General features: G+C 63.8%; 14 protein-coding genes. 9 read left to right on the top strand and 5 right to left on the bottom strand.

All coding sequences use genetic code 11. The features are described 5' to 3' along the window. The first annotated feature begins 43 nt into the window (after nt 1–43). From BM382_RS18395 to BM382_RS18410, 4 genes are all read left to right on the top strand, one after another. Nucleotides 44–1138 carry a polyamine ABC transporter substrate-binding protein gene (locus BM382_RS18395; RefSeq protein ID WP_072443517.1) on the top strand — a complete coding sequence of 365 codons (1095 nt, stop codon included), beginning with the start codon at nt 44–46 and terminating at the stop codon, nt 1136–1138. A 71-nt stretch (nt 1139–1209) separates the two neighbouring features. Continuing rightward, the gene (potA, locus tag BM382_RS18400) at nt 1210–2352 is read left to right on the top strand and encodes an ABC transporter ATP-binding protein (RefSeq protein ID WP_041120308.1); all 1143 of its coding nucleotides are present in this window, start codon (nt 1210–1212) and stop codon (nt 2350–2352) included. 35 nt (nt 2353–2387) lie between these two features. Then, a complete protein-coding gene (locus tag BM382_RS18405; RefSeq protein WP_169892555.1) occupies nt 2388–3269 on the top strand; it encodes an ABC transporter permease subunit in 882 nt (293 codons plus the stop codon). Beyond that, entirely contained in the window at nt 3266–4156 is an 891-nt protein-coding gene (locus BM382_RS18410; RefSeq protein ID WP_011064095.1) for an ABC transporter permease subunit, read from the top strand. Before BM382_RS18405 ends, BM382_RS18410 begins: the two co-directional genes overlap by 4 nt. 148 nt (nt 4157–4304) lie before the next feature. Here the strand turns inward: BM382_RS18410 and BM382_RS18415 are convergent, their stop codons facing one another. Further along, nucleotides 4305–4946: an HD domain-containing protein gene (locus tag BM382_RS18415; protein ID WP_072443520.1), complete on the bottom strand. Its 642-nt coding sequence runs from the start codon at nt 4944–4946 to the stop codon at nt 4305–4307. Nucleotides 4947–5151: 205 nt separating this feature from the next. Between BM382_RS18415 and BM382_RS18420 the strand changes: the two genes are divergently transcribed. Next, complete coding sequence (locus BM382_RS18420) at nt 5152–6120, top strand: GlxA family transcriptional regulator (protein WP_011064093.1); 969 nt, start codon at nt 5152–5154, stop codon at nt 6118–6120. Nucleotides 6121–6210: 90 nt separating this feature from the next. On the opposite strand, the gene BM382_RS18425 is transcribed toward BM382_RS18420, so the two are convergent. Both BM382_RS18425 and BM382_RS18430 read right to left on the bottom strand, forming a co-directional pair. Beyond that, nucleotides 6211–8631 (bottom strand): penicillin acylase family protein, encoded by a 2421-nt coding sequence (locus BM382_RS18425; protein WP_072443521.1) that lies wholly within the window; start codon nt 8629–8631, stop codon nt 6211–6213. Between the two features lie 95 nt (nt 8632–8726). Next, nucleotides 8727–9314, bottom strand: coding sequence for a DUF6436 domain-containing protein (locus tag BM382_RS18430; RefSeq protein WP_019093425.1), 588 nt, complete (start codon nt 9312–9314; stop codon nt 8727–8729). Nucleotides 9315–9424: 110 nt separating this feature from the next. On the opposite strand from BM382_RS18430, the gene BM382_RS18435 reads away from it, so the two are divergent. Further along, a complete protein-coding gene (locus BM382_RS18435) occupies nt 9425–10363 on the top strand; it encodes a phospholipase BipL (protein ID WP_072443523.1) in 939 nt (312 codons plus the stop codon). A gap of 133 nt (nt 10364–10496) precedes the next feature. Here BM382_RS18435 and BM382_RS18440 read toward each other — a convergent pair whose 3' ends face one another. After that, entirely contained in the window at nt 10497–11249 is a 753-nt protein-coding gene (locus tag BM382_RS18440; RefSeq protein WP_011064089.1) for a DUF2059 domain-containing protein, read from the bottom strand. Between the two features lie 161 nt (nt 11250–11410). Between BM382_RS18440 and BM382_RS18445 the strand changes: the two genes are divergently transcribed. After that, complete coding sequence (locus BM382_RS18445) at nt 11411–12043, top strand: 2OG-Fe(II) oxygenase (protein ID WP_011064088.1); 633 nt, start codon at nt 11411–11413, stop codon at nt 12041–12043. A gap of 2 nt (nt 12044–12045) precedes the next feature. After that, nucleotides 12046–12534, top strand: a complete 489-nt coding sequence (locus BM382_RS18450; RefSeq protein WP_011064087.1) for a 2-thiouracil desulfurase family protein — start codon at nt 12046–12048, stop codon at nt 12532–12534. Nucleotides 12535–12683: 149 nt separating this feature from the next. Here BM382_RS18450 and BM382_RS18455 read toward each other — a convergent pair whose 3' ends face one another. After that, nucleotides 12684–13469 (bottom strand): transporter substrate-binding domain-containing protein, encoded by a 786-nt coding sequence (locus BM382_RS18455; protein ID WP_011064086.1) that lies wholly within the window; start codon nt 13467–13469, stop codon nt 12684–12686. A 132-nt stretch (nt 13470–13601) separates the two neighbouring features. Here BM382_RS18455 and BM382_RS18460 point away from each other — a divergent pair, with 132 nt between their 5' ends. After that, the gene (locus BM382_RS18460; protein ID WP_072443525.1) at nt 13602–14039 is read left to right on the top strand and encodes a DUF4399 domain-containing protein; all 438 of its coding nucleotides are present in this window, start codon (nt 13602–13604) and stop codon (nt 14037–14039) included. Nucleotides 14040–14063 lie beyond the last annotated feature (24 nt).

The following is a 14063-nucleotide window of genomic DNA, read 5'->3' on the forward strand; positions in this document are numbered from 1 at the left end:
AGCGCGGGGCAACTTGGGCCCAACTATTTAAGAGGACCTCCACTTGCCTATTTCTTTATTTCGCAAAGCCATGCTGGCCGCCGCCGGCCTGACGCTGGTGGCTGGCGCGCAGGCTGCACCGACCGTGCATATTTATAACTGGTCCGATTACATCGGTCAGAACACCCTGGCCGAGTTTGAAAAGGCCACCGGTATCAAGCCGGTGTATGACGTATTCGATTCCAATGAAACCCTGGAAGGCAAGTTGCTGGCCGGCCGTACCGGTTATGACGTGGTCGTGCCGTCCAACCACTTCCTGGGCAAGCAGATCAAGGCCGGGGCTTTCCAGAAGCTCGACAAGAGCCTGCTGACCCACTATTCGAACCTTGATCCGGTACTGCTCAAGCGTCTGGAAATGAACGATCCGGGCAACCAGTACGCGGTGCCGTACCTGTGGGGGACCAACGGCATCGGCTACAACGTCGACAAGGTCAAGGCCGCCCTGGGCGTGGACAAGATCGATTCCTGGAGCGTGCTGTTCGAGCCGGAGAACATCAAGAAGCTCAACAGCTGCGGCGTGGCCTTCCTCGACTCCGCCGACGAGATGATGCCCACGGTCCTCAACTACCTGGGCCTGAACGCCAACAGCACCAACCCCCAGGACTACAAGAAGGCCGAGGCCACGCTGCTGGCGGTACGCCCCTACGTGACCTACTTCCATTCGTCCAAGTACATCTCGGACCTGGCCAACGGCAATATCTGCGTGGCCATCGGGTTTTCCGGCGATGTGTTCCAGGCCAAGGCCCGGGCCGCCGATGCCGGCAAGGGTGTGAACATCGCCTATGCGATTCCGAAGGAGGGCGGTGCCCTGTGGTTCGACATGCTGGCGATCCCCAAGGATTCGACCAACGTCAAGCAGGCCCACGCCTTCATCAACTATTTGCTGCAACCTGAAGTGATCGCTCAGGTCAGTGACTATGTCGGTTATGCCAACCCCAACCCCGGGTCGGACAAGCTGATGGAGCAGTCCATCCGCACCGACGAAGCGGTCTACCCACCGCAGGAAGTGCTCGACAAGACCTACGTGTCCACCGAGTTGCCACCCAATATCCAACGCTTGATGACCCGCAGCTGGACCAAGGTCAAGACGGGTAAATAGTTCCACAGGCTCAAACTATCCAAGGTCCGCCCGCATGGGGCGGGCTGCAAATTTTGTTGGGAGTTTCGCAAATGGCAGTTGCCTCCGGCGCCTATAAGAAAGCCCTCGAGGGCGACCAGACACCTAAGCAGGTGCTGGTCAAAATCGACCGGGTCACGAAGAAGTTCGACGAGACGGTTGCCGTGGACGATGTGTCCCTGGAAATCAAGAAGGGCGAGATTTTCGCCCTGCTCGGCGGTTCGGGTTCAGGCAAGTCCACCTTGCTGCGGATGCTGGCCGGTTTCGAACGGCCAACGGAGGGGCGAATCTTCCTCGATGGTGTAGACATCACCGACATGCCGCCCTACGAGCGGCCGATCAACATGATGTTCCAGTCCTACGCCCTGTTCCCCCACATGACCGTGGCGCAAAACATCGCCTTCGGCCTCAAGCAGGACAAGATTCCTGCCGCCGAGATCGACGCCCGGGTGGCAGAGATGCTCAAGCTGGTGCAGATGAGCCAGTACGCCAAGCGCAAGCCGCACCAGCTCTCCGGCGGCCAGCGCCAGCGCGTGGCCCTGGCCCGTTCCCTGGCCAAGCGTCCCAAGCTGCTCTTGCTGGACGAGCCCATGGGCGCCCTGGACAAGAAGCTGCGCTCGCAGATGCAACTGGAACTGGTGGAGATCATCGAGCGCGTGGGCGTGACCTGCGTAATGGTGACCCACGACCAGGAAGAGGCCATGACCATGGCCGAACGCATCGCCATCATGCACCTGGGCTGGATCGCCCAGATCGGCAGCCCGATCGACATCTACGAGACCCCGGTCAGCCGCCTGGTCTGCGAATTCATCGGCAACGTCAACATCTTCGAGGGTGAAGTGGTGGACGATGCCGAGGGCCACGCCCTGATCACCTGCAAGGACCTGGACCGCAGCATCTATGTCGGCCACGGCATCAGCACTTCGGTGCAGGACAAATCGGTGACCTACGCGATCCGCCCGGAAAAGCTCCTGGTGACTGCCGAGATGCCGACCTGCGAGTACAACTGGTCCAGCGGCAAGGTCCACGACATTGCCTACCTGGGCGGCCACTCGGTGTTCTACGTCGAGCTGCCGAGCGGCAAACTGGTGCAATCCTTCGTCGCCAACGCCGAGCGCCGTGGTGCGCGGCCGACCTGGGGTGACCAGGTCTACGTCTGGTGGGAAGACGACAGCGGCGTGGTACTGCGCTCATGAACATGCGAAAGCTCAAGCGCCGACTCAATCGAATAATTCCCGGTGGCCGTCAGCTGGTCATCGGGGTTCCGTTCATCTGGCTGTTCCTGTTCTTCATGCTGCCGTTCTTCATCGTCCTGAAGATCAGCTTCGCCGAAGCGGACGTGGCCATTCCGCCGTACACCGAGATCTACAGCTACGTCGACCAGAAGCTGCAGTTGCTGCTGAACCTGGGCAACTACGCGATGCTCGGCGACGACGAACTCTATATCGCCGCCTACCTCGGCTCGCTGAAGATGGCGTTCTTCAGCACCATCCTCTGCCTGCTGATCGGCTACCCGATGGCCTACGCCATCGCCAGTGCCCGCAAGGAATTGCAGACGGTGCTGGTGCTGCTGATCATGATGCCGACCTGGACCGCGATCCTGATCCGCGTCTATGCCTGGATGGGCATCCTCAGCAATAACGGCCTGCTCAATGGCTTCCTGATGTCCATGGGCTGGATCAACGAGCCGCTGCAGATCCTCAACACCAACATCGCGGTGTATATCGGGGTGGTCTATTCCTACCTGCCGTTCATGATCCTGCCGCTGTACGCGAACCTGGTGAAACACGACACCAGCCTGCTGGAGGCCGCGGCCGACCTGGGTTCGAGTACCTTCAACAGCTTCTGGAAAATCACCGTGCCGCTGTCCAAGAACGGCATCATCGCCGGCTGCATGCTGGTGTTCATCCCGGTGGTGGGTGAGTTCGTGATTCCGGAACTGCTGGGCGGTCCGGAAACCCTGATGATCGGCAAGGTGCTGTGGCAAGAGTTCTTCAACAACCGTGACTGGCCGGTGGCTTCCGCCCTGGCGGTGGTGATGCTGGCGATCCTGATTGTGCCGATCATCCTGTTCAACCGCAGTCAGGCCAAGGAAATGGAGGGCAAGGAATGAAGCGCTTCAGTTTCTCCAGCCTGATGCTGGTGCTCGGCCTGTTGTTCATCTACCTGCCGATGCTGATCCTGGTGATCTACTCGTTCAACGCCTCCAAGCTGGTGACGGTGTGGGGCGGCTGGTCAATCAAGTGGTACATCGGCCTGCTGGATAACCAGCAACTGATGGGCTCGGTGATGCGCTCCCTGGAAATCGCCTGCTACACCGCTGTAGCGGCGGTGGCACTGGGCACCCTGGCGGCGTTCGTGCTGACCCGGATCACCCGCTTCAAGGGCCGTACCCTGTTCGGTGGCCTGGTCACCGCGCCGCTGGTGATGCCGGAAGTGATCACCGGTCTTTCCTTGCTGCTGCTGTTCGTGGCCATGGCCCAGGCGGTCGGCTGGCCTCAGGAGCGCGGCATCGTCACCATCTGGATCGCCCACACCACGTTCTGCGCCGCCTATGTGGCAGTGGTGGTGTCGGCCCGCCTGCGTGAGCTGGACCTGTCCATCGAAGAGGCGGCCATGGACCTGGGCGCGCGGCCGTGGAAGGTGTTCTTCCTGATCACCATCCCGATGATCGCGCCTTCGCTGGCAGCGGGCGGCATGATGTCCTTCGCCCTGTCCCTGGATGACCTTGTACTGGCCAGCTTCGTCTCCGGCCCGGGTTCCACCACCTTGCCGATGGAAGTGTTCTCGGCGGTGCGCCTGGGGGTGAAGCCGGAGATCAACGCCGTGGCCAGCCTGATCCTGCTGGCGGTGTCTCTGGTGACCTTCCTGGTCTGGTTCTTCAGCCGGCGCGCCGAAGAAGCCCGCAAGCGGGCGATCCAGCAGGCCATCGAGGAAAGCGCTGCCGACTCCTGGAAACAGCCGGACGTGCGTCGGGCCCAGGCGCCGGAAACCGCCTGAGTTGCGGTTGTGTCATCAAAAAACCTCGCCCCGGTTTCCGGGAGCGAGGTTTTTTATTGGCCCTTGCCGGGGCAAGCGTCCTTCAGAAGGGGATTGGGCTTGCGGGTCTCTTCGCTGGCCAGCCAGCTCCTGCAACGGAGGTGGTGGGTCAGGATTGCCAGGGTGAACGGCGAATCACCTCGACGAAATTCAACGCCTTGAACCCTGGCTGCTGGTCGGCCAGGACGTCGGTCTTGACGTTGCCGAAGGTGGTTTGCGGGCGATGGTGCAGGCCGTCGGCGAAGGCGCAGATGATGCATTCCTTGAAGCCTTCACCGCGCGGGTGGGCGTGGACCACGGCTTCACGCTGGGCCGCGGGGAACGCGGCGTAGTCGATGCCCAGCACATCCATCTCGACCCCGGCGGTGACCAGGGCCACGGTAGGGCGCAGGTGCTGGGGGATGCCTGGGGTGGTGTGCAAGGCGATGGACAGCCAGACCTGCTCGATATCGTCGGCGCTGAGGCCGTAGGGCTGGAGAAAGTCGCGTGCGGCGTTGGCGCCGTCGACTTCGAAGCGCTGGTCGGCGCTGCGCAGGCCCTCCACCAACCCCAGGTCGTGGAACATGGCGCCGACGTAGAGCAACTGCGGGTCGTAAGCCAGCTGCCGGCGTTCGCCGCTCAGGGCGCCGAACAGGAACACCCGGCGCGAGTGGTGATAAAGCAGGTCGGATTCGACATCGCGGATGTACTCGGTGGTGGCCCGGGCCAGGGCGCTGTCGGGTATCCGGATCCCGGCGATGGTGGAGCTCATGGGGCGTTCCTCGTGGCGGGCGCCGTGCTGGCGCTGGAGCCTTCAGTCTGTTACCGGCCCTTTCGGCCCACAATCGCACCGGGGCTGCGATCCCGGCCAACCTGCGTGCATTTCCTGCCAGTGCTATGTTCCCCCGAGCTTTGCTTGCGACAATTGCCCGCCGCTCGGGGTTGCCGGGCGCGGGTCATTGAGGGCTGTTTGCGCCATGGGTAGAAGCGTTGCCGTGCTGGTTTTTCCGGGTGTCCAGGCCCTCGATGTCACCGGGCCCATGGATGTGTTTTGCGAAGCCAACCGGTTTCTGCCGGCCGAGGATCATTACCGCTTGCGGGTGATTGGCGTCGAGGCTGGGGCGCAGGCCTGTTCCAATGGCCTGCTGTTGCAGGCCCATTGTTCCTTCACCCAGGCCCTGGAGCCCTTTGACCTGTTGCTGGTGGCGGGCGGCCCGCAGGTGCCTGGCAGCCAGTTCAGCCCGGCCTTCTACGCCTGGCTGCGGGAGGCCTGCGCCCGGGCCAAGGGCTTCGGCTCGATCTGCAACGGCGCGTTCATCCTGGCCCGGGCCGGGTTGCTGGAAGGGCGCACGGTGACCACCCACTGGAGCGATGCACCGGCGCTGGCTGCGCTGTGCCCTGGCACCCGGGTCGAGGCTGATCGACTGTACGTCCAGGACGGCAGGCTGTTCACTTCGGCGGGCGTCACCGCCGGCATCGACCTGTCGCTGTACCTACTGGCCCAGGATCATGGTGCGGGGGTGGCCCTGAGCGTGGCCAAGCGTCTGGTGGTGTTCACCCAGCGCACGGGGGGGCAGTCGCAGTTCAGCCCGTTTCTGTTGCCCCAGGCCGAGACCACCTCCACCGTGGCTCGGGTCCAGCAGCATGTGCAGGACCGGTTGCAGGCGGACCTGAGCATTGCCGAGCTGGCCCGGGCGGTGAACATGAGCCCGCGCAATTTTGCCCGAGTGTTCGTTCGAGAAGCGGGGGTGACTCCGGCGGAATTTGTCGAAGGCGCGCGGATGGATGCGGCGCGGGGGATGCTCGAACGCAGCGCGGCGCCGCTCAAGGCCGTGGCCTACGCCTGCGGTTTTCGCGATGCCCAGCACATGCGCAGCGTGTTCAACCGGCGCCTGGGGCTGACCCCGCAACAGTTCCGCCTGAACTTCAGCACCGTACCCTTGTAGGAGCCGGCTTGCCGGCGAAGGCGTCCTTCAGCGGAGTGCAGGGCTTGCGGGCCTCTTCGCTGGCCAGCTCGCTTCTACACCCGCCGCTGGTCAAGGCGCGGGGACCCGGGGGCGTGCCGGCAGCAGCTTCAGGGTGCTGCGGGTGTTGGCGGTGACTTCCTCGTCGCTGAAGTGCGCCTGCTGGTAGACCCCTTCGATATAGGCTTCGGCCTGATCGTCGTAATGCTTGTCGAACAGCACGCCACTCTGGCCCACCGGGTTGATGGTCAGGCTGTGGGCCGGGTCGGCGAAGTCGATGATGCGCCGGGTCGAGGGCCCGTAGACCACTGACCAGGGCGCCGGGCCGATCTTGGCGGTGAGGTTGTTCGGCACCTCGTGGCTACCGGGGGCGTCCAGGGGGCCGACGTTGAACAGTCGGTCCAGGGGCTTCTGCATGCCCAGCGGGTGGCCGTGGGTCAGCGTGTGGGCCTGGCCCCAGCGCCATTGCGCCGGGTTGGCGCCCAGGGTCAGGCGCAGGTGGTCGATACTGGCGCGCCAGGCCAGCTTGACCGTGTCGGCGCGGCTTTCGCGCTGGGGCGTGGTGCGGTTGTCCCACCAGGGCGAGTCGGGGTCCGCCGCCAGCCGGGGCAGGGCGGCGTCCACCACCCGGGCCTGGATCAGGGCGTCGAAATAGGCGTCGCCGAGTTTTTCATGGAAAGTGGCATCGGCCAGGTTGAACAGGAACTGGTTGAATAGCGTCGCGCTGGTGGATTCCAGCGGATAGTCGCCCTGCCATTTCGCCAGTTGCTCCACCAGCTTCAGTTCCTCGGGGTCGCTGACCACTTCACGCAACACCGGCAACAGCGGCGCCAGCAGGCGCGGCCCGTAGGCGGTGGTGGTGCCCAACTGCAGTTTCTGGGTGTTCTCCAGGTCCCATTTCTGGCTCTTGTCGCTGAGCTGCCGATCCAGTTGCTGACCACGGTCGGCCAGGTTGTAGTAGCCGGGGATCTCCATGCCGGTGGGGGATACCGGCTGGAAGTTGGCCGAGACGATATAGCCCCGGGCCGGGTTCTCTTCCTGGGGGTTGGCGCTGAAGGGGTAGAAGCCTTCCTTGTCCGCCAGGCTGGTGCTGCCATCGAGGATGAAGGCCGGCTTGGCCCCCGCCGGGCGCTTGGGCAGGAGCGCCGCCGCCCACCAGCCGATGTCGCCCTTGGCGTTGGCCCAGACGATGTTCAGGCCCGGTGCATGGACCTTGGCGGCCGCAGCGCGGACCTTGGCCAGGGTGTCTGCGCGGTTGAGCTGGTAGAAACCGTCGAGAATCGGGTTCGGGGTTTCCAGGAAACCCCACCACATGGCGATCGGCGCCTTGCCCACAGTGGTGCCGAGCATGTCGTTGATGATCGGGCCGTGGGGCGACTGGCGCAGGGTCAGGGTCACCGGGGCCTGGCCCTTGACGGCGATCTGCTGCTCGCTGGTGATCAGGTCCACCCACTTGTCGTGGAACCAGACCTGATTGGGGTTCTCCGGGTTGACCTTTTCGGCGATCAGGTCGAGGTCATCGTTCTGGAACATGGTCAGGCTCCAGCCGAAGTCCAGGTTGTGGCCGAGGAAGGCGAAGGGCACCAGGGCCTGGTGATGACCGTAGAGTTCAAAGCCAGGGGCCGAGAGCTGGGCCTCGTACCACACCGACGGCAGCGAGTAGCGGATATGCGGGTCGCCGGCCAGCAGCGCGCGGCCGCTCTTGGTCCGCGAGCCGGAAACCACCCAGGCATTGCTGCCCTCGAATTGCGGCAGCCCGGCTTCTTCCAGGGCTTGCTGGCTCAGGCGGGCGATTCGGCCCAGGCCCTGCCAGTCGACGGCGGCCAGTGGCGCTGAAGGTGGGGTCTTGCCCTTGGCCAGCACGCCCTTGGGCTGCCAGTCGAGGTCGAACACCTTCAGGTAGTCATTGCCCAGCTCGTCGCGGATGTAGGTCAGCAGCGGCTCGGTGCGAAAGGCCATGGCAAAGCTGTAGGCCATGAAACCGGCGACGCTGACGGTGTCTTCTGCGGTGAAAGGCCGCTTGCGGATACCCAGGACGTCGAACTCGATGGGGCTGGCGTGGCTGTCCTGATACTGGTTGATGCCGTCCAGATAGGCTTCCAGGGCCTTCCAGGCGGGTGACTGATGGTCGAGCCCGGCGATATAGCTGTCGGCCCGTTCGCGAATCCGCAGGCTGCGGAACAGTTTGTCGGTGTCCACCAGCTTGGGCCCCAGCACCTCTGCCAGCTCGCCCCGGGACAGGCGCCGCAGCACTTCCATCTGGAACAGCCGGTCCTGGGCGTGCACGTAGCCCAGGGCGCGGTACAGGTCGGCTTCGTTTTCGGCGCGAATGTGCGGCACCCCGCGTTCGTCGTAACGCACGGTGACCGAGCCTTGCAGGCCATTGAGCTCGACCTGGCCCTGACGCGTCGGCTGCTTGCTGTACAGGTAGCCGGCAAGCCCTGCCAGCAGGGCGAGGATCAGTACGGCGACGACGGTCAGGCTGCGTTTCATGCGGGCTCCTTGCTGTTGTTGTATTCAATGCCGCCTTGGGAGAGCTGCAGAGATTTAGCACAAGTCAGGGGCCCCGCGCAGGAGGCAGTCCTTGATTAGTCGCGAATGCCTTGTTCGGCCGGCCAGGGGCAGTAGCAGCCGATGGCCAGGGTGTGGGTGGCGCTGACCGGGCGATTGTCCTCAAGGGCCTGGAGGATGGGCTCGATGAAGCTGTTGCTGGAATTGCAGGTCAGGCCTTCGCTGTAGGGGCCGAAGTAGGCCAGCTTGCCGTTGCGGTCCCAGATCGCCACTGCCGGGCTGGCGGGGATCTGTTCCGCTCCGGGCAGGCTGTCGAGGTGCTTCAGGCGGCTCAGGGTGGCGGGTAGCTGGCCGTGGCTGCCGGGCTTCTGTACGGCATAGAACTCCACGCCCCGCGGGCCATAGGTTTCGATCAGCTCGGCCAGGTGCTGCTGGTTACCGACATTGCAGGGGCAGGCCGGGTCCCAGAAATGCACCAGGCGGATCGCCCCGGGGCCGGCCAGTTCGGCGGGCAGTTGCAACGGGTCGCCGGAGAACATCGCGGTGTGCTCGCTGAACGCCCGCAGATAGCGGCCCTGGAACCATTCGTAGGCGTTCCACAGCACCACGGCGCAGATCAGGACGAGCAGGCTGGCAAGCAGGGGCGTGCGGTAAGACTGGCGCATTAAGATCGGTCCTCGAAGGTCGCGTAGCTTGCCATGCTTGCCGCGACAGATGAATATCGCAGGCCCAGAAAGCCCGTTTTGTCGCCGGTACCCCCGCTTTGGAATTCTCTATGCCCGCCACTTTCGACCCCGACCACCTGCGTGCCAGCCTGCAACCTCTGGTCGCCGGGCAGCCTTTGTCGGTGGAGGGGCAGGCCTACCAGCGCTTCTATGGGCTGGATTTCGCCGGGCGGGCGCTGGTGCCGCGCAGCCGCCTGGGGCGTTTCCAGGTGGACGGCTACGACGTGGTGAGCCAGGTCTGGTGGCCGGAGCAGCCACGGGCCACGCTGTTTCTGTTCCACGGCTTCTACGATCACATGGGCTTGTACCGGCATGTGATCGAGTGGGCGCTGCAACGGCGTTTCGTGGTGATTTCCTGCGACCTGCCCGGGCACGGTCTTTCCAGTGGCGAGCGGGCCAGTATCGATGATTTCGCGGTGTACCAGCGGGTGCTGCAAGGCCTGTTCGCCGAGGCCCGGTCTCTGGAGCTCCCCGAGCCCTGGCACCTGTTCGGGCAAAGCACCGGCGGCGCGATCATCATGGACCACCTGCTCAACCAGGGCGCCGAGAGCCCGGCCCAGGGGCAGGTGATGCTGCTCTCGCCTCTGGTGCGGCCGCGGGCCTGGGGCTGGTCGATGCTCAGTTATTACGCGCTGCGGCCCTTCGTCACCGGCATTGCCCGGCGCTTCAGCGAAAACTCCAACGACCCGGATTTCCTCGCGTTCCTGCAGGTCGACCCGTTGCAGCCGCAACGCTTGCCGACGGCCTGGGTGGGAGCGCTGTCGCGCTGGATCAAGCGCCTGGAGGCGGCGCCCCGCAGTTCCAGGCAGCCGTTGATCGTTCAGGGGGATGCGGACATGACCGTGGACTGGCAGCACAATCTGCAGGTGATTCGCGGCAAGTTCGCCGCGCCCGAGCTGTTGATGCTGCCCGATGCGCGGCACCACCTGGCCAATGAAATCCCGTTGTATCGCGATCAGTACTTCGCCTTTCTGACCCAGCACCTCTAGAGATTGGTGCAGCCGCTGCCGCAGGCTGCGAACGGCCCTAAGGGACGCAAGACCCCAGGCTACTGCAGGCTCGTCAGGCGAGTGCCAGGCAAGGGCCTGCGGGCTCGGCAGCGGTCACAGGCGAGTTGCCGGGTCAGGGGGCGAGGCTGGAAGTGCTCTGGCCGACCGCCAGGCCGGCGCGAATCGCTGCCAGGGCGGCCTGGTAGTAGGCCTTGCCTTCGCTGGATTCGGCGAAGGTGGCGAACTCTTCCAGCTCCGTGTCGGACAGATCCCGATAGACGTACAGCAAGGTGTTGTTCAGGTCGTTGCCGATCTGCTGCATCAGCCGCTGGCGCTGGCCGTTGAGCATGCCCTGGGCCTGGCCGCCGCCCAGCAGGCCGGGAATCATCTGGCTCAGGCTGTCGGCGGCGACACCGGCAATCGCCAGGCTCACCTCTGCGCCCGCTTCCCGGGCCGGCAGGGCCTGGGCCAGGTGGCCGATGATCAATTGGCGGTTGTCGCTGGCCTGCATCTTCGGCAGGCCCTGGGCGTTCTTGGCCAGCTGGTCGCGGCGTGTCGCCAGCAGTTCGGCGGCGACGATCTTGCGGCCCAGGGGCGACTGGAAGAAGGCCAGGGCCGGTGCGGGGTCCGCCAGGTTCTGCCGCAGTTGGGCCTCGGCGCGACGGTCCACGGCCTGGGGTGCGAAGCGCTGGTTGCTGTTGTCCACCAGGGCTTGATAGACCGCCGGCGGCAGGCTGCTCTGGTAGCGCTGCTGGGCGGCGCTGAGAGCATCGTTGAAATGCGCGCGCTGTTGCGCCCAACCGGCGACCTGGTACAACTGGTCGTGGCTGTCTGCCCAGGCAGGCAAGGCGCAGAAGATCAACAGTGAGAAAAGCAAACGGCGCATAAGGACTCCTGTCAGCAGGCGACTATTCTCCGGGGCAAGAGGGTGGTTGTCGAGAATTCGTATCAGCATCCCTCGGCAAACCGATGATGTGTAAGCCCATTGAAAAAAATGCTTCATCCTCCGCTCTGCGGCTCTGTCAGATTTTTCTGAGGCTGGATACTATGCGCGCCATGCAAATACCCTCTGATCATCCGCTGTTGTTGAACATTGTCGACGACCTGGCCGCCTGTGGCTGGTCGCAGCAAAATGTCTTCCTGTCCGAGGCTCTGACCCTCGAACTGGCGGCTGAGTGCCGTAAACGTGCGGCTGAAGGTGAACTGGCGCCGGCGGCGGTAGGACGCGGGCCGGCCCAGGAGATCCGCGAGGGTATTCGCGGCGACCATATCCAGTGGCTCGAACCCGGTCAGGCCCAGGCCTGCGATAGCTACCTGGAACTGATGGACAGCCTGCGCGAGGCTCTGAACCGAGGCCTGTTCCTGGGGCTTGAAGATTTCGAATGCCATTTCGCGATGTACCCGCCGGGAGCCTTCTACAAGCGCCACGTGGATCGCTTTCGCGATGACGACCGGCGCATGGTCTCGGCGGTGGTCTACCTCAATGAGGAGTGGCTGCCCGAGCAGGGCGGGCAATTGCGCATGTACCTCAATGACCGGGGGCAATACGATGTAGTCCCTGTCGGGGGGCGGCTGGTGGTGTTTCTTTCCGGCGAAGTCCCCCATGAAGTCATGCCCGCGACCCGGGAACGCCTGTCCCTGACCGGCTGGTTCCGGCGCCGTGGTAACGAGCCGTTCTGAATATGCACAAGATCCTGGTCAGCCGCTGCCTGTTGGGCCACCGCGTACGCTACGACGGCGGTGCCAGCGGCCCGTTCGATCAACTGGCCGCCTGGCAGCAAGAGGGACGAGTGGTTGCCTTGTGTCCGGAGGTTGCTGGGGGTTTGCCCACGCCACGGGCGCCGGCGGAGATCCCCGGCGGGCAGGGTGTCGATGTGCTCGAGGGGCGGGCACCGGTGATGACCTGCGAAGGTGAAGATGTCAGCGCCCAGTTCCTGGCTGGCGCCCGCCAGGCCCTGGAACTGGTGGAAAAGCACCGGATCCGCGTTGCCGTGCTCAAGGCCCACAGCCCATCCTGCGGCAACCTGCTGACCTATGACGGCAGCTTCAGCGGGGTCAAGGTTTCGGGGGAGGGCGTCACCGCCGCGTTGCTCAAGCAGCACGGGGTGCAAGTCTTCAGCGAGCTGCAACTGCCCGAGGCCGCCAGCGCCCTGGCCGCATTGTCCTCGTAGCTGCTGCCGAGCTTTAGCGAGGCTGCGAAAAGGCCCTAAGGGCCTTGCTTGACGATTTCCCGCCGACCTCTAGCAGCCATGGAGCCCCTGCGTCCCTTCGGGCCGTTCGCAGGCTGCGGCTACAGGTCAATCCAGGCAGCTTGTGTCGTTTACTGCCCGGCTTCGGCCTTCGGCGGTTTGCTCGCGTCCATGCCGAACCATTTCTCCGACAGGGCCATCAGGCGCCCGTCGGCCTTGATCCGCTGCAAGGCGCTGTCCAGGCTCGCGCGAAACGCCGGGTTACCTTTCTGGAAGGGGATCGCCAGGCTCAGGGTCGGTCCGACCTTGGCGCCTTCTTTCACCGGCAGGCGGCTGTCGCGAATGGCGTAGGGAATCAGCAGGCGATCGCTGATGGCAGCGTCGATCTGCTTGTCCGCCACGTCCTTGATCGGCTGCTGGGCATCGGCGTAGCTGCGCAGGTTGATCCCTTCCACAGTCCGCGCCTGATCGACGAACTGGCTGCCCTGGGCCACCCCCAGCGCCTGGCCGCGCAGGGCCTGCAGGGAAAACAGCGGACGCTGCTCTTCCTTGCGCACAATCAACTGCGCACTGGAATAGCTGTAGGGTTCGCTGAAATCGAAACGATCCTTGAGTTCCGGGGTCATTGCTATGTGGTTGATCGCCACGTCGAACTTGCCGCTTTCCACTCCCGGGAGCAGTTCGGCGGCCTCGGTCACCACGAAGTCCGCGCGTACGTCCAGTTCACTGGCCAGCAGTTGCCCCAACTCCACCTCGAAACCGGTGAGTTTGCCGTCGTCCTTGAAATTGAAGGGCGGTGTATCGGCTTCCAGGGCGATGCGCAGCTCGCCGCGGTCATTGATATCGTCCATCAGTTCGGCTTGAGCGCAAGTGCTCGCAAGGGGCAGCAAAAGTAACAGGCCAGGCAGGAAACGCATGGTCACTCCTTGAATTTATATGAGCGATGCGCCGTTCAGGCTCGCTTTGCTAAGGTGTTGAGTGCCTTCGACAACGAATTGCCACGAAGTTGTCATAACCGTAAAAGATTTGCGGAAAAACTGGAGAAGATAATGAAAATTTTTATGTCGCGTGCTGCTTTGGCCGGTCTGTTGCTGGGAACCTCGATGCTGGCCGGTGCAGCGGAAATTCCGCGTACCGAGGCACCTGCCGGCGCCAAGGTGACTATCGTTTCCCCGGCCGACGGGGCCACCGTGGACAAGACCTTCAAGGTCAAGTTCGGCGTTGAAGGCATCGCCCTGGCTCCGGCGGGCGATCAGACCGCCAACACCGGCCACCATCACCTGCTGATCGATGTCGATCAGTTGCCTGCCGAGAACCTGCCGATCCCGATGGACGCCAACCACCTGCACTTCGGCAAGGCCCAGACCGAAACCGAAGTAACCCTGGCACCCGGCAAGCACACCCTGCAACTGGAACTGGGGGACAAGAACCACGTGCCTTTCAACCCGGTGATCGTCTCCAAGAAAATCACAGTAACAGTGAAATAATCGTAAACACGATAAAAAAGGGAG

The organism is Pseudomonas sp. NFPP25, assembly GCF_900116505.1.
In the GTDB taxonomy this organism is placed as follows: domain Bacteria; phylum Pseudomonadota; class Gammaproteobacteria; order Pseudomonadales; family Pseudomonadaceae; genus Aquipseudomonas; species Aquipseudomonas protegens.